This window comes from Almyronema sp. (genome assembly GCF_052168255.1).
Lineage (GTDB): Bacteria > Cyanobacteriota > Cyanobacteriia > Phormidesmidales > Phormidesmidaceae > Sphaerothrix > Sphaerothrix epifaneia.
Genome location: NZ_JBQLZL010000042.1, coordinates 1 through 17,941, shown reverse-complemented (window position 1 = coordinate 17,941; position 17,941 = coordinate 1). Strand labels below are relative to the sequence as shown.

Below are 17,941 nucleotides of genomic sequence, written 5' to 3'. Positions count from 1 at the left end.
CTGCTGCCTATGCGGTTTTAAGTCTCAGACCCAGCGCGTGTCTTCCGGAGTCTTGAATTAATGGAACAGCTTCCTGTCTGGTTGGCAGCCAACCCGATTGTTTCTTTCACCATCTTGCTACTCGTCAGCTTGACAGTGCCACCCCTGTTTGAGCGTTTTCGGCTGCCGGGGTTAGTCGGCTTGCTGATGGCGGGTGTCGTTTTAGGGCCATACGGGCTGCGGCTGCTGGATCCCAACAGCGAAACGATCAAATTGCTCTCAGACATTGGCAAAATTTACCTGATGTTTGTGGCGGGTTTAGAAATCAACATGCAGGCGTTTCGCAAAACCCGCGATCGCTCCCTGAGTTTTGGTCTGGCTACCTTTTTAGTACCCCTGGCGATTGGCACTCTGGTCGGACAGGTTTTTGGCTTCGGCTGGAATGCCTCAATTTTGATTGGCTCTTTGTTTGCGTCCCATACCTTATTGGCCTATCCGCTGGTGCAGCGTTTAGGGGTCGTGCGCAACGAAGCCGTGACCGTCACGGTAGGAGCCACCATTTTTACCGACATTAGCGCCTTGATGGTTTTAGCCGTTTGTGTCTCCATCCATCAAGGGGAATTTTCCTGGTACAGCCTACCACTACAGCTAGGCGGATTAGCCCTCTATGCCGTAGCGGTCTTGTTTGGCCTAGACTGGCTGGGGCGAGAATACTTTCGCCGCACTGGCAACGACGAAGGCAACCAGTTTTTGTTTGTTTTGCTAGCTTTGTTTTTGGCCGCAGTCGGTGCCCAGGTGGTTCATACCGAAAACATTGTGGGAGCCTTTTTAGCGGGCTTAGCCGTCAACGATGTGGTGGGTCGGGGAGCCGTTAAAGAAAAAGTAGAATTTGTCGGCGCAGTGCTGTTTATTCCCTTTTTCTTTGTCGCTATGGGGCTGCTGATCAATCTGCCCGTCTTTACCCGCACTTTGCTCAGCGAACTGCTGCTGGTGGCCGCAGTGGTGACGGGATTAATTGGCAGCAAATTTTTAGCCGCGTTCGTGATTAAAAGCCTTTATCGCTATAGCTGGCTCGAAACCCTGACCATGTGGTCACTGTCGCTGCCGCAGGTGGCGGCAACGCTGGCAGCCGCTTTGGTCGGGTTGCAAGTGGGTTTGCTATCAGAGTCGGTTTTTAACAGCGTGATTGTGCTAATGCTGGTGACCTCAGTGTTGGGGCCAGTGTTGACTCAGCGCTTTGCCAGCCAGATACCGTTAACCGACGCCCAAACGCCAGAACCCGCCAGCGCTAACGAAGCCTATGGCAGCCTTGAGGAGACTGAACGCTCAATTCTGGTGCCTGTTCACAATCCCATTACAGAACCTTATCTCATTGAGATGGCGGCGCTGCTGGCTCAAAACGGTAGCGAAAAAATTGTACCCCTCGCGATCGCGCAGGCTGCTACCCACCTACAAGAAAATCAGCTCACCGAGATTCTCTGGCGCAATCGGCAGCTACTCAAGCAAGCGGCTGATATTAGCCTCACTTTAGGGCGAGAAACAGCCCCCATCCTCAGAATTGATAACGATGTCGCTTTGGGCATCTGCTATGCCGCTAGAGAACAAAATGCCCGGTTAATTCTTATGGGTTACGGCGATATGACCACGCTACAGGCACGCCTGCTGGGTAACGTGGTCGATCAGGTGTTTAGAACCAGTCACTGCCCGGTTGCCGTTATGCGGCTGCAAACCTCGCCTCGCCGCCTCAAGCGCATTCTGGTCGCCATTTGGGATTTGCTACCGCCCAGTCTGCAATTGGTGACGCTGGCTCAGCAGCTAGCCGCCGTCAATCAAGGGAGTGTAACGCTGCTACAGATTTGTCCACCTGCTACCCCTCAAACCAAACGGCAAGAATTCAGGCAGCAACTACGGCAGTCGCTGACTTTTCAGCCTCTCTCTGCCACCAGCAAACTCAAGGTTATTTTTCATGCAGACGCCGCTACGGCTATTTTGCGCATGTCACAGTCTTTTGATGTCGTCATGCTGACTGACTCACGCGCTTATACCGCAGGCGGTTTAACGCTAGATGACCTGGTGCTATCGTTGATGCAGCGGCTTACCTGTTCTACGGTGCTATTTTCTTCTCCTTAAAAGCGCTTTGAAGCGCTGAACAGCCAAGCCTGGAATGGCGATATCGCTGTAGCCACCAGCGTTGAGACACTTTAATAGTTGCCAGCCGCTGCCAGAAAACCGTTTCTTCTGCTCGCTGCCTTTAGCCATACCTGTTGATTTTGCCTCCTTTCTGTAATATTCTCGGGAGAAGCGAAGGGGAGTAGCTTTAGGGCGGCGATCGCCCGATTGCCTGAATCAACATACTGGCGATAAGCCTGGTTCAGGTGGTGAACTGAAACTTTGACAAGTTTGCAAGCGAGACCTTCACTAAGTCCATTTCTGACGTGGGCTTGGTGAGGTCTTTGGGCAATTCATCAAGCTCACTCAGTCACTCCATTACTGAATGAGCAAACCTCTATGTTGACTGGGTTTACGGCTGGATTGTTACTGATTTCAATTTCAGAACTCGGCGATAAAACTTTCTTTATCGGCGCGATTTTAGCAATGCGCCATCCCCGGCGCTGGGTCTTTTTGGGCGTGACGGCAGCGCTGTTTGTGATGACGCTTTTGTCGGTGCTGCTAGGGCAGGTAGCTACGTTTTTGCCGCCGCATTATGTGCAGTGGGCGGCTGTAGCCTTGTTTTTAGGGTTTGGGCTGAAGCTGCTGTACGACGCTAGCCGTATGAAAGATCAAGGGTTGGCTCACGAGCAAGCAGAAGCGCTGGAAACGGTTAACCGCCAAGAGCAGCATATAACCCAATGGTCTGTCAGTTCGGTTTTGACGGAAGCTTTTTTGCTAACGTTTGTGGCAGAGTGGGGCGATCGCACCCAAATTGCCACTATTACCCTGGCAGCAGCGAACCACCCCGTCGGCATTACCCTGGGTGCTACCTTGGGTCATGCCATTTGTGCGGCGATCGCTGTTGTCAGCGGTAAGTTTGTTGCGGGTCGGCTGTCAGAGCGCTGGCTGACCACAGCGGGCGGGGTATTGTTTTTGATTTTTGGCCTGGTGGCGGCGTTAGAACCATAAACCCGCTTTCTGCCAATGGCTGAGCTTTATTGGATGCCTAAAAATTTGTGCGTTTGCAAACTCAGCCGCCAGTCAGGATGACAGCGCACATAGTCAAAAACAAGCTGAGCGCTCTCAGGTGTGCCCCACTCTGGCTGCAATAGCTTAACGGCTGTAGGGGGCACCGCGATCGCTTGCTGCTCAGCCCAGGTGAAATCGGCTGGCTGGCTGATCACCACTTTGAGTTCGTCAACGTGGGGATAAACACTGGCATGGGGCGGCTTAAACGGCTTGGGTGAGCAAGTTACCCAGTCAAAGCGACCACTCAACGGGTGGGCACCCGATGTTTCCAGATGAACTTTGAGGTTGTGAGCCTGTAGCGAAGCGCTCAGCGGGGCTAGATCGTGCAGCAGCGGTTCACCCCCTGTAATCACCACAATTTTGGCAGCCGCAGCCGCAGCCGTTTGAGTAATTTGCTGCACCGTTTGTTGAGGGTGGCGTCTGGAGTTCCAAGAAGCTTTGGTATCACAAAACCAGCAGCCCACATCACAGCCGCCTAAGCGAATAAACCAGGCACTGGTACCACTCCAAACGCCTTCTCCCTGGAGGGAATGAAAAACTTCTACAACCGGGTAGAGGGTGGTTTGCGTGGCTTCAATCGTCTTCATAAGTAGCCCAACTGTCGGCGGTTTCAGAAACAGCGACTTTCAGCTTGACTCCTTCAGGTAGCTGCTTTTTGGTTTTGTCGTGGATGTATTGGGCAATCATTTCGGCTGTGGTTTCGTAAGCTTCGGGCAGCACTTCGTTCAAAACACAGTGGTCAAGGCCACCTTTGAGTACATCTCGCTTTGCCCACCGCAGACTGCGAAAATCCGCCACCATTACCGGGTTAGGGCAATACTGGGAAGCCTGCAGCCGATGGGCGATCGCTTCAATCCGCACCCGGTAGCTATGCCCATGGAGGCGTCCGCAAGGGCCATCATAATTTTTGATGTAGTGAGCAGCTTCAAATTTAAACTCAGTTGTGAGCGTCCACTTAGGCATGAACTCTTCTGGCAAAATGGCATTTATTAGCCTAGCGCATCCTGCCAATCCTAGCGCCAGCGTCTGCCGTTAGCTAATCGACAAAACCCAGCTAAAAGATTTTGGATTTATGCAAGCGGCCAAGGCAGCCGATCATTTACGGCAAGTTGATATTGTCATGGCCAAACTGGTTGAGCAGTTTGGCTTGTTGTCTTTTCAAGGCACTCGCAGACAACCCAATCTGCTGGCTTCTTTGGTGACTTCTATTATTTATCAGTCAATTTCGGTTAAGTCGGCCAATGCAGTCTATCAACGCTTTCTCGGACTTTATCCAGAAACCCCGTTTCCCACGGCTGAACGTATTTTAGAAACCGCTGAAGCTGACCTGAGGCAGGTCGGGCTGTCGTTTGCTAAGATTACCTATCTCAAAGCGGTAGCCGCCAAAACCGCAGCGGGGCAGTTGGTTGAAGCTAGCCTCCGCGAGGCAAGCGACGACGCTATTGTCCAAGCTTTAACCCAGATCAAAGGCGTGGGGCAGTGGACAGCGCAGATGTGCTTAATTTTCTATTTTCAGCGGCCTGACATTTTACCCAGCGGCGATCTTGGCATCCGTGCCGCCATTCGAGACTTGTATCGCCTCCCGGCGCTGCCGACGCCCCCGGCTGTAGCCGCCATTGGCGCTGGCTGGAGTCCTTATAAAACCACCGCCGCTCTTTACCTGTGGTGCAGTCGCGGTTCAGAACACGCCAATCTATTGGCCGACTGGCTTTAAAGCTTAAACGGGGTGAGGTCAAAGGTTAAACCCGATTCAGACAAACAACTAACCCCTTAACAGCCGTCATCTTTTGGGGGTAATTGGCGGGCAGAAATCACTCCATCGACTGAACCCATCTGCTTAGGGCCGATGTACCTTAAAATGTAAGTAAGCACTTACACAACTTTGGCAATTAGTTATGGGTCAGACAAGTCGTAGAGCCGCTAAAACCAGAGAACGTTTGCTGAAAGCGGCGATCGCCGTTTTTTCTACTGAGGGCATTGTCGGCGCAACCACACGGGAAATTGCTCAGGTAGCTGAAGTCAGCGAAGTTACCTTGTTTCGCCATTTCCAAAGTAAAGACCAGTTGTTAGCGGCTGTTGCCGCCCACATTACAGCGCTCCAGTCAGAAGCCCTCACCCACCAAGACGAATGGACTCAAGACTTGCGGCGCGACTTGTTGGCCTATGCCCAGCTACACGACACCATGCTAGAAGAACACGAAGCCCTGTTACGCATGTTTATTGGTGAAGCCAAGCGCCACCCTGACGAGTCGCTACAGGTTTTGCGCCAGTATTTTCTACCTCTGCGGGAAAAGCTGATTGCCTATCTGCGCGGTTGTGTTGAGCGAGGCAGCGTGCGGGCTGATGTAGATGTGTTTTTAGCTGTAGATCAATTTACGGGCATGTTGCTGGCTGGCATGTTGCGGCGTCATGTAGTGCCGGTTGAACGGGGGTATGACCGCGATCGCTACGTTAGCGGGTGCGTAGACCTGTTCGTCAATGGCATTAGTGCAGCCATAACTCCTTCTCGGCCAGCTTCTTAAAAACTTAAACAGCCGCTTTCTCATCCAGCTTGGCTCAACGGCTAAGTTTGCCCCGATCACCTCAATCTTCTGCCACTATTTATTTTCATCTTTACCATGACTCAGACCCAATCTCGCCAACCTACCAAAGAGCCAGAAACTGAATTAAGGGCACGAATAGACCCCGACGCCAACGGACAGCTAGCCTCCCCTGATGAGGTCGATTTTGTCGAAGCCAGCGACGCCGATAACGTACCTGCCGCCAAAAAGAACAAACAACGCCTTTTGTTTATTCTGGGTGGCTTAGCGGTTTTGACGGTGGGCGCAATTTTTGGCGGACGTTGGTGGCAGTTTCAGCAAACCCACGTCAGCACTGACAACGCTCAAATTGAAGGTCATCTTTCTCCCATTTCGGCCAAAATCCCAGCCACAGTGCAGCAAGTTTTGGTAAAAGAGGGAGACTACGTTGAAGCGGGTCAGACGCTCCTTATCCTTGAAGATCAAGACTTACAGCTTAAAGTGCAAGCCGCCCAAGCAGCTTTAGCCAGCGCTCAGGCTCAACTTGCTAGCGCTACCGATACGATTGCTGTCACCACCCAAACCAACGCCGCTCAGGTACAACAGTCTCAAGCCAAACTAGCGGCTAGTCTATCGGCTACTGACACAGCCGCTGCGGCAGTCACCCAAGCCCAAGCCCAACTCGAAGCCCAACAAGCTGCTGTCGTGCAGGCTCAAACTGAGTTGCAAAGGACACAAACGGATTACCAACGCTATGAATCGCTCTATCAGGCAGGCGCTATCTCTGCCCAACAGCGAGACACCGCCCAAGCCGCCTACCAAACCGCCCAGGCCAATTTAACGGCAGCCAGCCAACAGGTTAATCAAGCTCAAGCTGAAATTGCCAGCGCTCAAGCGCAACGCCAAAGCAGTTTAGCCGAAGCCACTGCCGCCAGAGGCCAGGTGCAAGAAACTCAGGTAGCCGGACAAACGGTTACCGTCCAGCAAGACCAACGGCAGCAGGCTGAAGCTGAAGTAGAGCAGGCCACCGCAGCCCTGGCTTTAGCTCAGCAGCAGCTTACCTATACAACCATCAAAGCGCCCATTAGCGGTTATGTCGGCCAGCTTACCGCCCAGGTGGGGCAAAAAATGCAGGCAGGGCAACCCCTGCTGGCGGTGGTGCCGTTGCAAACAGACGAGGTGTACGTGGAAGCTAACTTCAAAGAAACCGCTTTAGGCAGACTGCAACCAGGTGAACAGGCTGAGGTTGAAGTTGATGCCTATCCGGGTGAGACGTTTGCGGCAACGGTGGCAGGCATTAGCCCTGCGACTGGGTCAAGCTATGCCTTGCTACCGCCTGATAATGCCACAGGTAATTTTAACAAGGTGGTGCAGTGGGTACCTGTGCGTCTGGTATTTGACGGCAGCGCTGATCCGCAGCACAAGCTGCGCCCCGGCTTAAACGTCACCGTCACGGTGGATACTACCGAAATTACTCCCCCTCAAACAGCCTCGACGAACGCTACTCCTTAATTTTCTCGTCATGACTCATGTTGACCGTTCGTCTCGTTCAAACTTAAACCCTTCCCCTGAGGCGTCACTCGATCCCTCAGGGGGGTATGTGCAAGGCTCACTCAAATGGGCGATCGCCCTCACCGCTTCTTTAGGGGCGATTTTAGAAGTAATTGACACCAGCATCGTTAACGTGGCGCTCACCGATATTCAAGCCACCTTGGGAGCTACCGTTAGCGAAGTAGGCTGGGTGGTGACCGGATATGCGATCGCCAATGTCATACTGATTCCGCTGTCGGCCTGGTTGGGAGACGTATTTGGCAAGAAAGCCTATTTTGTCTTTTCGATGGTGGGCTTTACGGTCGCCTCAGTGCTGTGTGGCTTTGCGGTGAACTTGCCAATGCTGGTGATCGCGCGGATTTTGCAAGGGCTGTGTGGCGGGGGCTTGCTGGCAAAATCGCAGGCGATTTTGTTTGAGACGTTTCCGCCAGCCGAGCAGGGGGTGGCGCAAGCGGTGTTTGGGGTGGGGGTGATTGCTGGCCCTGCAATTGGCCCAACACTGGGCGGCTACTTAACCGATACGCTGGGCTGGCGTTGGATTTTCTTTATCAATCTGCCCATTGGCATTGCTGCTGTGGTGATGGCGCTGCTGTTTTTGCGCCCCGATGTTAAACGGCGATCGCGGCGGCGTACTAAAGTCGATTGGTGGGGAATTGGCCTGCTGATTGTGGCGGTTGGCAGTTTACAAACCCTGTTAGAAGAAGGTGAAAAAAACGACTGGTTTGAATCGGGGTTAATAACTGTTTTGGCGATCGCGGCAGTCGTCGGTTTGGTCTGCTTTGTCTGGCGTGAACTCAGCGTCCGTAATCCGGCAGTTGAGCTGCGGGTACTTCGGTACCGCGCTCTGGCTGCAGGTAGCCTTTACTCCGGCATTTTGGGCATGGGGCTGTACGGGGCGTTGTTTGCTATTCCGCTATTTGCTCAGGGGGTTTTGGGATTTTCGGCTACACAAACCGGGCTGTTACTCGCACCGGGCGCTTTGGCTTCGGCCATCGTTATGGTGTTGTTGGGCAAGCTTTCTACCCAGGTAGACGCACGCATTTTGGTCGGCTTGGGGGCGATTGGCACCAGCTTGGTGATGTTTAATCTGGCTCAAATTACGCCCCAGTCAGGTACCGACGATTTGTTTTGGCCGCTGGTTTGGCGCGGGGCTACGACGGTTTTAATGTTTTTGCCGCTGAGTTTGGCCACGCTAGGCGGTTTGCCCACGCGGGAGGTTTCTGCTGGGTCAGGCTTTTACAACTTAACCCGGCAGTTGGGGGGTAGTGTTGGGATTGCAATTTTGACCACGCTACTGGCGCAGCGAGAAGCGTTTCACCGAGCTATATTGCTGGCAAAACTTACCCCCTATGATTTGCAAACTACCCAACGGCTAGAGTCGCTTACAGGCTTGTTTCAATCAGGGGGGGCCGATAGCGTTACGGCTCAGCAACAGGCGCTAGCGGCGCTGAGCCAAACCGTAAATCTGCAAGCGGCGGTGTTGTCTTATGCCGATATCTTCCGGTTTGTCGGCGTCGTCTTTCTTTGTTCGCTGCCACTTTTGCTATTTTTGGGCAAGGGAGGCGCAGGGGCAAAGGCTCCCGTCGGGCACTAGAGCGAACCGCCGCATTGTCGTAATTGTCGGTCTATTCAGCAAGGCTATACAATCAGGGCCGAGGCCTCTACGCTTTTGAGCACATGGCTTATTTTCTTTCGGCGACCAAATTACAGTCTTATCGTCGCTGCCCGCAGGCTTATTACTTTAGATATGAGCGCGGCTTGCAGACCGGAACCGCTTTTGGCACTGCCGCTTTGGGCACGGCTTTGCATCAAACGTTGGCTCAGTTTTATCAAGACTGGCATTATCTAACGCCGTTACCGGATTGGGAGTGGCTGGCTGCTTGCTGGTCGCGATCGCGCGATCGCCTTACCCCGGCTCAGCAAAGTGAAGGGTGGCAGATTTTGCAGCACTACTATGCCACATTTGTACAATCGGCTGGTTCCTTCAGGCGACCCCTAGCTGTTGAGGGCAAGATTCAGGGGCATTTAGAAGCGGCGGGCATCGAGTTTAAGCTATCCGGTCGCTACGATCGCCTTGATTTTTTAGCCGACAACCGCTTAGAGCTAATTGACTACAAATCCAGCAAGTCTTTTCACCCCCCTGAAGCTTCCCAGGAAATTTCTGTTCAACTCGGACTCTATTATCTAGCGTTGGAACAACGCTACGGTCATGCCCTGGGGCGCTTAAGCTTGATCAACCTCAGAACGTGCGAAAAGGCTAGCTTTGAAGTCACGCCAGACCACAAAAAACAAGTACAGCAGCTCATTGGCGATCTGGCGCTACAGCTAAGAGCAGACCAATCTTGGCAACCCCAACCTGGCGATCAGTGCGATCGCTGTGATTATCGTCCCTATTGTCCGGCAATTCATGCTTGCCCCCAAGCCTTACCGGATGAAGCCAGAACCCCGCCGCAGCTACAGCTTACACTGGGCATCAAGGGCTAGCCGTAAGGGGCCAAACCGGGACAGTTGCCGACGCCTCACAAGCTGCTGGTTGGTTAATCAAGCCGTTGCCACCTGCCACTAAACGGTAGATAACGCCTCAGATTTGGCCTGCCAGTTAATTTGGCTAAGGCGATCGCCCTGACTCAACCGGGCAAAAATTTTGTTAATGGCAGCTTCACTTTGCAGGCTAGCCGCCGCCCCATCAATCTGACTAGCTGACTCAGCGGCCAAGACGTCTCACAAAAGTTCCCATAGCTGCTCAGGCACCAGGCAAATATGAGTACCGCTTAGCTCACTGAGCGATCGCCAACGCGCTTCAAACTGTCGCTTGCCTTCTGTAACCTGCACGGCTTCTTGTTGATACCAGGCCGAATCAACAAACTCAGCATCGTAGACAAACACCAGTTCGTGCATGGGTTCGCCGTTGTAAGTAAAAATTGATTCTAAAATGCCCAACAGTTGAATGTGGGTAATTTCAGCGCCCAGTTCTTCTTGAATTTCGCGGGCGATCGCCTGTTGACTGGTTTCGCCAAAATCAATACCGCCCCCCAAAGGACGACAAAATGCTTCGCCTTTGGTGGCGTCATAGCCTTCATGAACCAAAATGCGATCGCCTTGGCGAAATAAACAAATTGCGATTGGTCGAATCTTGCGCTTTGCCATCCTTAAGCCAAAACTACCGAGAAACGGCGATCGCTAGCGGGCGCTCAGTGTAGCCAGCCGAAAGATTTTGCAAGGCTTCGCTGAGTTCTGCGGTTAAACGCTTAGCCTGAACTTTGGGCGTTCCTTGCGTATAAGGTTCAACCATAATAGGTTTGCCAATCCGAATTTCAACGTGGCTCCCCCAGCGCGGGCGAGGCTGCTCATAATGCAGGCTAATGGGCAGAATCTTGACCCCTAACCCCTCAGCTAGCGCCTCAGACTGTAAGGCGATGCGAGCTAAACCGGGCTTTAGGGTATGCACTTCCTCATCTCGAAAAATACCTCCCTCTGGGAAAATTACCATCATTTCTCCCCGACGCAGCAAATCTACGCCATGTCGCAGCGTCGTAATCGAAGGCCGAGAAACATTGATCGCAAAGCCACCGAGCCGTCGGATAAACCAGCCTTGTAGTCCTCTGACTTCATCCGCCGTAACCATAAAGCGCAAGTCGCGCCCGGTCACTCCCCGCCCCGTCGCATAGGCAACCAGCAAAGCGTCCCACCTCGCCCGATGGGTCGGAGCTAAAATCACCGGGCCGCGTGACGGCAAATTTTCCTGCCCTGTCACTTTAATGCGACCAAAGTAGAACGGCATCAAAACACGATTGCCTAAGAAATAAGCTAGGGGAGTCAGCCACGGAGAAAGGCGCGAAGTACTGGGCTGTTGAATTATTAGTTGCTCCTGTTTAGAGTCGTCCACCATAGTTATTTCGAAAGTTACAATCATTGCTTTTGAACAAGAAAGACTGAGCAGCCTGAATCAGCTACAGTCTTACCGTAAAACGGTTGGCTTAAAAATACCGCGATCGCCAGGACAGTTTTGGGGGTGTCATGTCTATCATTAAAAAATTAGTGACGACTTGAAATCTATAAAAGTGCCTATTTTAATGGATTTGACGCTTGTTGGCGATGTTGTTTAAACCAGTTTTGTAGCTGTGAACGACAGCTCGCTTCTAGAATTCCCGCTAAAACAGGTAGACGGTGGTTAGAACAGGCACTATCGGGTAAATTCAGCACCGAATTCACCGCCCCCGCCTTCCAATCATCTGCCCCATAAACTAAAAGACCTAACCGAGCCTGTATCATCGCCCCTGCACACATGGCACAGGGTTCCAGCGTGACATACAAGATACATTGATTGAGATACCAGGTCTTTAAAGTTTGGCCTGCTGCCCTCAAAGCCAAAATTTCAGCGTGGGCAGTCGGATCGTGATCACGCTGGCGACGATTGGCCGCCTCGGCCACCTTCTCGTTGTTGGGGCCAACGACAACCGCGCCAACGGGTACCTCGTCTGCCTCGCCTGCCTGTTGCGCCAGCTCCAATGCCCGCACCATCCAGCGCCGATGCTTTAGATAAACCGAATTATCTAGCGGTGGCGGCGGCAACTCAAACGACATTGTTCTTATCTACAGAAGACAACAGACAACCTCAGGCTTAGGGTAGCGCTCCGCTTGAGAAGGCAATAGGGTCATTTGGCGGATATTGAACACACTCGGGTCATCAGAAATAGCCAAGTTGGGCAATGCTGACATGGCCAAGGGTGCTAGAGCCGAGCCGACTAACCGCTAAAGGACACATCACAAAATCTAAAGCAAAAATTAAATAAAGCTTAACACTGAGCTGCTAGCGTGCAGTCAACTGTGAGGAGTTAGGTTTTATGGAAATTGTTTTGAGCGCGCTTTTGCTGCTACTGCTGGGTGACTTTGTCGCCACGTTTTTGTACCACGTTCCCGAACACGTTTTTGGCAAGTATCACTCTATTGTTCACCATAGCCCTAACCGCAGCTTCGTCCGCTACGCTTGGCTCAATCGCAAACCCGTCGCTTTAATTTTTGGCTTTTTGAGTTTTTCCGCTTATCTGGTGTGGGTGCCTTTGCTGTGGCTAATTTCGGCTAAAGGTACTTTGTTAGGTCTGTGTTTGGCAGAGCTACACGTTATCTGGCGGCACCAATTTTCAGATAGCTACCAGACACCGCCACGAGTTCGGCAAGTGTGTCAGCTGCTGTGTATCACTACTCCTGAACGACATTGGCGACATCACCAGAACGCTAACTTAGCCTACGGAGATATTTTCACCTTTTACGAAACCCCCGCTCAATACTGGCTAAAGCTGCTACGCCGCTTCAAAAAAAGCTACGCTGTGCGTCTTTGAAAGTGGCTTAAACCGTTTTTAACCGTCCCTCTTCTAGCAAACGGGGGACAACCCTTGGATTTTTTGTCAGCCCAAATGGCATCCATGGGTTGATTTTCCCCAGGCTGAGTAAAAGGGGAATGGGTGCTTGCCAAATAAAAACTGCTTGCAGAAAAGCAGAAAAGCTACAACTGGGGTGCTAGGATTCGAACCTAGGAATGGCGGAACCAAAATCCGCTGCCTTACCACTTGGCCACACCCCAACGAATCAGGCTTTTGTATATTAACAGGTCTAGGCAATTGATTGTCAATAGTGAGCAATTTTTTTTTCAAAACCCGGTTTTCAAACCGTTTCATCGTTTCCAGGGCTTTTTAGCCTCCGAAAAAAGAGGCGTCTTTGCGGGAAATGACCCAGGGGTTAGCTAAAGGCCGCAGTCAAAAAGCAGAAAACAGCGTCAACGGTTTTGTGGCAGCGGCTTTTAGCCATTTAAGTATCTCAACTCTAGGGACTGCAGCGAAAAAAGCCTAATGACCTAAATAGACCTGAGCCACAATTGGATCTTGTCGCATAGTTTCCGCTGAACCAGAGCGTTTGATAGTACCCGTTTCTAGCAGATAAGCGCGATCGGCAATGGCTAAAGCGGTTGCTGCCATTTGATCGACTAAGAGTAGCGTCATGCCTTCATCTCGCAGACTGGCGAGAATTTGATAGAGTTCATCAACCAGCTTAGGAGCCAGCCCTAGCGAAGGTTCATCTAGCAGCAGCAGTTTGGGCTGCGCCATCAGACCACGGGCGATCGCCAGCATTTGTTGCTCACCGCCTGAAAGCAAACCAACGCGTTGATGTTGGCGCTGCTGCAAGCGGGGAAAGCGCCTTAACAAACGATCGATATCTGCAGCGATACCCTCGTCTTGACGGCTAAAAGCTCCCAGCCGCAAGTTATCTTGAACGGTTAGCTCTGTAAATACCTGACGGCCTTCTGGCACAAGCACAATCCCGGAGTGAGCCATTTCGTGGCTAGCCTGTTGCAAAGCAGCGCCAGCAAACGCTACTGTGCCAGCTTGAGTGGGGATGAGATTGACCAAGGCTTTGAGCAACGTTGTTTTGCCAGCGCCATTGGCTCCAATGACAGCCACCAGTTCGGCTTGATTGACGCTCAGAGAAATGTTATGGAGAACCCGCAGTTCTCCATAACCAGCACTCAGGTTATTGACCTGAAGTAAAGGCTGGCTCTGTCTTGGGTGAGCGCTTCTAGCAACAGCTCCTTCGTGACCTAAGTAAGCCTCTAAAACCAGCGGGTCTTGCTGCACTGTCGCCGGGGGGCCAGCAGCAATTAGTTGGCCACTATCTAGCACCACGACCGTATCTGAAATCTTCATCACCACGTCCATGTCGTGTTCGATCAAGATAACTTTCAGCCCACTACTGGCAATCCGCCGAAGTAGCTGGGCTAAGCGCTCTTTGTCTCCTTTACTCAAGCCAGCGGCGGGTTCATCCAGCAGCAAAACCTGCGGTTCTGTAGCCAAAGCGCGGGCTATTTCTACTAGCCGTCGATCCACAAAGGGCAAGTTTGCGGCTTTAGTGTGCAGATCACCCCGATAGCCGACAAAAGCGAGCAGTTCTAAAAAATCTTTTGCCTGAAGCGGCGATCGCTGCTTGACTGCCTGCCCTAACCAGATCAACTGCCTGCTTGTATGAGCAATCCGCAAATTTTCTAAAACTGACAAAGAGTTAAATAGCCGGGTTGCCTGAAAAGTACGGCTGATGCCGCCACTGGCAATTTCTGAGCTAGAAAGCTGCGATAAAGGGCGATCGCCTAGCAAAACTTCGCCACTTTGGGGTTGATAAAAACCACTGATCAGGTTGAGCAGCGTGGTTTTGCCAGCTCCATTGGGGCCAATGACGGCTGTAATGGTTCCTGGCTCTGCCCGGAGGCTGACATTGTCTACTGCTCGTACGCCCCCAAATTGAATGCTGACCCGATTCACCTGCAAACAGTCGTGAGTTTGATGGCGGGCAATAAAGGCAGGCATCTCAGGCGGCGCTTCTAGGGGATAAAGGGGTTGAAGCGATCGCCCATAACGGCTAAAAAAACTCATCACCCCATTGGGCACTAGCCAAAGGGTCAAAAGCAGCAGAGAACCAAAAAAAAGGAGCTGATATTCAGCAAAGTCGCTGAGCAATTCTGGCAGCAGCACCAGAATCACCGCACCGACCAAAGGCCCTTCAGCCGACCCTAACCCGCCCAAAATCACCACCAGCAAAAACAAAATTGAGCGGTGAAACGTAAAACTATCGGGACTGACAAACCCGATTACTGCTGCAAAGAAGCCGCCCGCTACGCCCGTTAAAGCGGCAGAAAGGCCAAAAGCCAAAATCCGAATTTTAGCCGGATTAACCCCCAAGGCGGCGGCGGCTACCTCATCATCGCGCACAGCCTGAAATGCCTGCCCCCAGGTAGATTGTTTAAAGTACTGAAAGCCAATGACAGCCAAAAGCGCCAACACAGACGCTATCAGCACCGTATGCCGCAGCGTGGGGGCTAGCCCCGGCAGCGCTGGTTTAGGAATGCCGCTCAGCCCCCCAAAGCCCCCCGTCAGCGGCACCCACTCAATCAAAACCTGCTCGACAATGATGCCGAAAGCGATTGTTACCATTGCCAAGTAGGGGCCTTTGACCCGCTGAGTGGGGGCTGAGAGCGCTGCCCCTACCAGAGCAGTTACGCCAGTTGCCACGCCTAAAGCAGGCCAAAAAGCCCAATTCAGCCTTAGCATCAGCAGGCTGCTAACGTAGGCACCAATGGCTAAAAAACCAGCATGACCAATCGAAACTTGCCCCGATAGCCCTACCAAAATATTTAGCCCCACCCCCACCAGGGTGGTGACGGCAATCATCCCTAAGTTAAACAGATAGTAAGTATTAGGAGCCAGACTAGCCGCTGCGATCGCAGCGATGAGCAGTCCCAATCGTATCCCCAAGCCGCTGCCCATGCTTACACCTTGTTTACCTGCTGTCGGCCAAAGAGTCCACCGGGGCGTAGCGCCAGCGCCACAATGACCACTGCAAAGCCAACAATTTCTCGGTAGCTGCCGCCCAAAAGTCCTGCCGCGATCGCTTCAACAACGCCGTACAAAATACCTGCCACCATCACCCCCCAGGGGTTATCCAAACCACCAATAATGGCAGTTGCAAACGCCTTTAGCCCCAGCAGCGTTCCCATCGTAGCCGCTACGTTAGTGATCGGTGCAATCAGCATCCCTGCTAGCCCCGCCAACAGCGTCGCTGCGCCATAGGAGAACGCAACCATAGGTTCAACGGCAATGCCCATCAGCCGAGCGGTATCTTGATTTTCGCTGACAGCTTGCAGGGCTTTGCCCAACAGCGATCGCGTAAAGATTAACCGTACGCCCAAAGCGATCGCCAATCCCGCCACCGGAATCAGCAACTCCAGCGGAAAAATGCCGACTCCCCCTATTCGCAACGGCACCTCTGCCAGCGGCGAAGGATAGGCTCGCACCTCTTTGCCAAAGGTCAGCATTGCTAAGTTTTCAACTACAATGCCGATGGCAATCGTTGTTAATAACCAGGAATTTGACCCCGCTTGGGCAAAAGGGCGCACCGCTAAACGCTCTACCAGCAGACCAAAGCCTATACAGGCGATCGCCGTTAGGGCGACCGCCAGCCCTAACGGCCATCCCCAGGTGATGTTGAAGACGTAACACAAAACCGCCCCCAACATCACCGAAGCCCCTTGAGAAAAGTTCATCGTTTTTGAAACGGCAAACGTTAGCTGAAATCCAAGGGCTACCAAGCCATACATACTGCCAATGGCAATACCAGAAATAATTAGTTGTGGCCACATCAGGCTAATGCCATTGACGACTAACTCTCTACCGGAACGATTTCATTGTCTTGCCACTTCACCAAAATGTAGTCGTTTTCGTTGAGAGCATCGTGATTGTCTGAGGTGAAAGGCTGCTCATAGGTTTTGATCAGCCCTTCATAAGTCGGCAAGTTAAAAAAGGCTTCGCGCAGCTTCGGCCCTTCAGTAGAAGCGGCTGTTTCTAGTGCCAACGCAGTCAAATGTAAAGCATCGTAGGCGTTCGCTGTGCCAACAGGCGCTAGAATTTCGCTGGGGCCGCTGAGGTTAAAATTTTCCTTCAGGCTGGTTAAAACCTGTTCGCCTTTTGCACTCTGCTCACCATAGAAACTGTAGGTCTGCACAAAAACAACTTTATCAGCCGCCTCTTGTCCCGCTAATTCCGGGAAACGTCCCCCCGAAACGCCCCAGTGAGAAACAACTGGCACCTCCCAGCTTAGCCGCGCTAAAGATTTCATCGCTTGGGCGGCAGGAGCCGCATTGGCCACCAGTAGCAGAGCTTCAGCCCCTGCTTCTTGCAGGCGAGAAAGCTGAGGAGAAATATCAGTTTCAGCGTCGTTAAATTTCTCAATACCGACAATTTCTAGATCGTATTCCGGTGCCCATTCTTCAAAACCAGTTTGGTTAGATTCTCCCCAGGGATTGTTGATCAGCAGTAAGCCAATTTTAGAAACCGCTTCGTAGTTTTCTTTGACATGCTTGACCAAAAAGCGATCGACAATATTGTCGTTAGCAGAAACGCGAAACGCATAGTTAGGGTCAAAATCATTACGGGTAATTCCGGTTGCTGCTGCCCAAACCCCCATGTAGGGAGTTTGCAACTCGTGAACAACTGGTAAAATCGCCAGCGAAACTGGGGAATCTAAGCCGCCAAAAATAACCGCAACTTGCTCTTGTTCAATGAGCTCTCTAGTTGCGGCGACGCCTTTAGCCGGAGTGGACTCATCGTCCCGACTGACCAGTTCTAACGGGCGTCCCCCCATGACCCCCCCATTGCGGTTAACTTCTTCAATAGCAATGGTCAGTCCTCGCGTAATCGCTTCGCCAGAAAGGGCTGAAGGCCCGGTCAGGGCTGCCACCAAGCCAATCTTGACAGGTTCACCCGTAGCGGTTGAGTCTGCTTGAGGGGTTGATGCCGCTTCGGTAGAAGGCGTCTCTGCTGCCGTACAACCTGTCAGTTTAGAAATGAGCAGGGCGGCTCCAAAACCAGCCGTTCCCCTAAGAACATCCCGACGTCGTATCTGCTTACCCGTCATGGCGATTACTCCAAAGCCCTAGATTAGAAATGTTCTGTTTACCCTATCAGCTATTGGCTGGTTCAGGCAGGACAGTTTAGATACAAAATCCGCTGTAACCCAGCAAATTGGCAACAGTAGTAAACCGAGGGGGCAATGGTTAAAAGCAATACCGTGTGAACGCTACTAGAGGTCGTCGGCTTTTGTAAAAATGCAGAAAACTAAGGCAGCGGGCGAAAGGAAAGCTTTTCTGGCAGGGGCTTTTGGCAATTGAAGTG

18 protein-coding genes and 1 tRNA gene are annotated in these 17,941 nt (G+C 52.2%); 8 read left to right on the top strand and 11 right to left on the bottom strand.

The features are described from left to right. Positions 1-60: 60 nt before the first annotated feature. Positions 61-2,109: a cation:proton antiporter domain-containing protein gene (locus ACTS3T_RS09360; protein ID WP_377960362.1), complete on the top strand. Its 2,049-nt coding sequence runs from the start codon at positions 61-63 to the stop codon at positions 2,107-2,109. Here the strand turns inward: ACTS3T_RS09360 and ACTS3T_RS09355 are convergent. Then, the gene (locus tag ACTS3T_RS09355) at positions 2,092-2,238 is read right to left on the bottom strand and encodes a hypothetical protein (protein WP_377960364.1); all 147 of its coding nucleotides are present in this window, start codon (positions 2,236-2,238) and stop codon (positions 2,092-2,094) included. The two genes, ACTS3T_RS09360 and ACTS3T_RS09355, sit on opposite strands and share 18 nt — an antisense overlap. A 249-nt stretch (positions 2,239-2,487) precedes the next feature. Here ACTS3T_RS09355 and ACTS3T_RS09350 point away from each other — a divergent pair, with 249 nt between their 5' ends. Next, complete coding sequence (locus tag ACTS3T_RS09350; protein ID WP_377960366.1) at positions 2,488-3,099, top strand: TMEM165/GDT1 family protein; 612 nt, start codon at positions 2,488-2,490, stop codon at positions 3,097-3,099. Between the two features lie 26 nt (positions 3,100-3,125). Here ACTS3T_RS09350 and ACTS3T_RS09345 read toward each other — a convergent pair whose 3' ends face one another. Together ACTS3T_RS09345 and ACTS3T_RS09340 are read right to left on the bottom strand one after the other, a co-directional pair. Next, positions 3,126-3,746 carry a 7-carboxy-7-deazaguanine synthase QueE gene (locus ACTS3T_RS09345; RefSeq protein ID WP_377960368.1) on the bottom strand — a complete coding sequence of 207 codons (621 nt, stop codon included), beginning with the start codon at positions 3,744-3,746 and terminating at the stop codon, positions 3,126-3,128. Next, positions 3,733-4,122, bottom strand: coding sequence for a 6-pyruvoyl trahydropterin synthase family protein (locus tag ACTS3T_RS09340; protein ID WP_377960370.1), 390 nt, complete (start codon positions 4,120-4,122; stop codon positions 3,733-3,735). The genes ACTS3T_RS09345 and ACTS3T_RS09340 overlap by 14 nt, the downstream gene beginning before the upstream one ends. A gap of 109 nt (positions 4,123-4,231) precedes the next feature. On the opposite strand from ACTS3T_RS09340, the gene ACTS3T_RS09335 reads away from it, so the two are divergent. The 5 genes from ACTS3T_RS09335 (at position 4,232) to ACTS3T_RS09315 (ending at position 9,713) form a co-directional block, all read left to right on the top strand. Then, complete coding sequence (locus tag ACTS3T_RS09335) at positions 4,232-4,873, top strand: DNA-3-methyladenine glycosylase family protein (protein WP_377960372.1); 642 nt, start codon at positions 4,232-4,234, stop codon at positions 4,871-4,873. Positions 4,874-5,054: 181 nt separating this feature from the next. Continuing rightward, positions 5,055-5,681 carry a TetR/AcrR family transcriptional regulator gene (locus ACTS3T_RS09330; RefSeq protein WP_377960374.1) on the top strand — a complete coding sequence of 209 codons (627 nt, stop codon included), beginning with the start codon at positions 5,055-5,057 and terminating at the stop codon, positions 5,679-5,681. Between the two features lie 96 nt (positions 5,682-5,777). After that, positions 5,778-7,190: an HlyD family secretion protein gene (locus tag ACTS3T_RS09325; RefSeq protein ID WP_377960376.1), complete on the top strand. Its 1,413-nt coding sequence runs from the start codon at positions 5,778-5,780 to the stop codon at positions 7,188-7,190. 10 nt (positions 7,191-7,200) lie between these two features. Continuing rightward, positions 7,201-8,823, top strand: coding sequence for a DHA2 family efflux MFS transporter permease subunit (locus ACTS3T_RS09320; RefSeq protein WP_377960378.1), 1,623 nt, complete (start codon positions 7,201-7,203; stop codon positions 8,821-8,823). Between the two features lie 83 nt (positions 8,824-8,906). Beyond that, the gene (locus ACTS3T_RS09315) at positions 8,907-9,713 is read left to right on the top strand and encodes a RecB family exonuclease (protein ID WP_377960380.1); all 807 of its coding nucleotides are present in this window, start codon (positions 8,907-8,909) and stop codon (positions 9,711-9,713) included. A gap of 78 nt (positions 9,714-9,791) precedes the next feature. Here the strand turns inward: ACTS3T_RS09315 and ACTS3T_RS09310 are convergent, their stop codons facing one another. The 4 genes from ACTS3T_RS09310 to tadA all read right to left on the bottom strand — a co-directional run bounded on the left by ACTS3T_RS09310 (position 9,792) and on the right by tadA (position 11,813). Beyond that, entirely contained in the window at positions 9,792-9,944 is a 153-nt protein-coding gene (locus ACTS3T_RS09310) for a hypothetical protein (RefSeq protein ID WP_377960382.1), read from the bottom strand. 6 nt (positions 9,945-9,950) lie between these two features. Next, positions 9,951-10,376 (bottom strand): NUDIX hydrolase, encoded by a 426-nt coding sequence (locus ACTS3T_RS09305; RefSeq protein ID WP_377960384.1) that lies wholly within the window; start codon positions 10,374-10,376, stop codon positions 9,951-9,953. Positions 10,377-10,389: 13 nt separating this feature from the next. Beyond that, positions 10,390-11,118: a lysophospholipid acyltransferase family protein gene (locus tag ACTS3T_RS09300; protein WP_377960386.1), complete on the bottom strand. Its 729-nt coding sequence runs from the start codon at positions 11,116-11,118 to the stop codon at positions 10,390-10,392. 176 nt (positions 11,119-11,294) lie between these two features. Continuing rightward, positions 11,295-11,813 carry a tRNA adenosine(34) deaminase TadA gene (gene tadA, locus ACTS3T_RS09295; protein ID WP_377960388.1) on the bottom strand — a complete coding sequence of 173 codons (519 nt, stop codon included), beginning with the start codon at positions 11,811-11,813 and terminating at the stop codon, positions 11,295-11,297. A 260-nt stretch (positions 11,814-12,073) separates the two neighbouring features. Between tadA and ACTS3T_RS09290 the strand changes: the two genes are divergently transcribed. After that, complete coding sequence (locus tag ACTS3T_RS09290; RefSeq protein WP_377960390.1) at positions 12,074-12,568, top strand: sterol desaturase family protein; 495 nt, start codon at positions 12,074-12,076, stop codon at positions 12,566-12,568. A gap of 170 nt (positions 12,569-12,738) precedes the next feature. Here ACTS3T_RS09290 and ACTS3T_RS09285 read toward each other — a convergent pair. From ACTS3T_RS09285 to ACTS3T_RS09270, 4 genes are all read right to left on the bottom strand, one after another. After that, a tRNA-Gln gene (locus ACTS3T_RS09285) sits at positions 12,739-12,810 on the bottom strand. A gap of 262 nt (positions 12,811-13,072) precedes the next feature. After that, the gene (locus ACTS3T_RS09280) at positions 13,073-15,538 is read right to left on the bottom strand and encodes a branched-chain amino acid ABC transporter ATP-binding protein/permease (RefSeq protein ID WP_377960392.1); all 2,466 of its coding nucleotides are present in this window, start codon (positions 15,536-15,538) and stop codon (positions 13,073-13,075) included. Between the two features lie 2 nt (positions 15,539-15,540). Continuing rightward, a complete protein-coding gene (locus ACTS3T_RS09275) occupies positions 15,541-16,410 on the bottom strand; it encodes a branched-chain amino acid ABC transporter permease (protein ID WP_377960394.1) in 870 nt (289 codons plus the stop codon). Between the two features lie 20 nt (positions 16,411-16,430). Beyond that, positions 16,431-17,684 (bottom strand): ABC transporter substrate-binding protein, encoded by a 1,254-nt coding sequence (locus tag ACTS3T_RS09270; protein ID WP_377960396.1) that lies wholly within the window; start codon positions 17,682-17,684, stop codon positions 16,431-16,433. Positions 17,685-17,941: the final 257 nt, after the last annotated feature.

Excerpts from the sequence above, each read along its gene's own strand:
- ACTS3T_RS09325 (WP_377960376.1), top strand. The coding sequence starts at position 5,778 with ATGACTCAGACCCAATCTCGCCAACCTACCAAAGAGCCAGAAACTGAA.
- ACTS3T_RS09315 (WP_377960380.1), top strand. The coding sequence starts at position 8,907 with ATGGCTTATTTTCTTTCGGCGACCAAATTACAGTCTTATCGTCGCTGC.
- ACTS3T_RS09355 (WP_377960364.1), bottom strand. The coding sequence starts at position 2,238 with ATGGCTAAAGGCAGCGAGCAGAAGAAACGGTTTTCTGGCAGCGGCTGG.
- ACTS3T_RS09330 (WP_377960374.1), top strand. The coding sequence starts at position 5,055 with ATGGGTCAGACAAGTCGTAGAGCCGCTAAAACCAGAGAACGTTTGCTG.
- ACTS3T_RS09345 (WP_377960368.1), bottom strand. The coding sequence starts at position 3,746 with ATGAAGACGATTGAAGCCACGCAAACCACCCTCTACCCGGTTGTAGAA.
- ACTS3T_RS09300 (WP_377960386.1), bottom strand. The coding sequence starts at position 11,118 with ATGGTGGACGACTCTAAACAGGAGCAACTAATAATTCAACAGCCCAGT.
- ACTS3T_RS09360 (WP_377960362.1), top strand. The coding sequence starts at position 61 with ATGGAACAGCTTCCTGTCTGGTTGGCAGCCAACCCGATTGTTTCTTTC.
- ACTS3T_RS09335 (WP_377960372.1), top strand. The coding sequence starts at position 4,232 with ATGCAAGCGGCCAAGGCAGCCGATCATTTACGGCAAGTTGATATTGTC.
- ACTS3T_RS09280 (WP_377960392.1), bottom strand. The coding sequence starts at position 15,538 with ATGGGCAGCGGCTTGGGGATACGATTGGGACTGCTCATCGCTGCGATC.
- tadA (WP_377960388.1), bottom strand. The coding sequence starts at position 11,813 with ATGTCGTTTGAGTTGCCGCCGCCACCGCTAGATAATTCGGTTTATCTA.
- ACTS3T_RS09350 (WP_377960366.1), top strand. The coding sequence starts at position 2,488 with ATGTTGACTGGGTTTACGGCTGGATTGTTACTGATTTCAATTTCAGAA.
- ACTS3T_RS09290 (WP_377960390.1), top strand. The coding sequence starts at position 12,074 with ATGGAAATTGTTTTGAGCGCGCTTTTGCTGCTACTGCTGGGTGACTTT.
- ACTS3T_RS09340 (WP_377960370.1), bottom strand. The coding sequence starts at position 4,122 with ATGCCTAAGTGGACGCTCACAACTGAGTTTAAATTTGAAGCTGCTCAC.
- ACTS3T_RS09305 (WP_377960384.1), bottom strand. The coding sequence starts at position 10,376 with ATGGCAAAGCGCAAGATTCGACCAATCGCAATTTGTTTATTTCGCCAA.
- ACTS3T_RS09275 (WP_377960394.1), bottom strand. The coding sequence starts at position 16,410 with ATGTGGCCACAACTAATTATTTCTGGTATTGCCATTGGCAGTATGTAT.
- ACTS3T_RS09270 (WP_377960396.1), bottom strand. The coding sequence starts at position 17,684 with ATGACGGGTAAGCAGATACGACGTCGGGATGTTCTTAGGGGAACGGCT.
- ACTS3T_RS09320 (WP_377960378.1), top strand. The coding sequence starts at position 7,201 with ATGACTCATGTTGACCGTTCGTCTCGTTCAAACTTAAACCCTTCCCCT.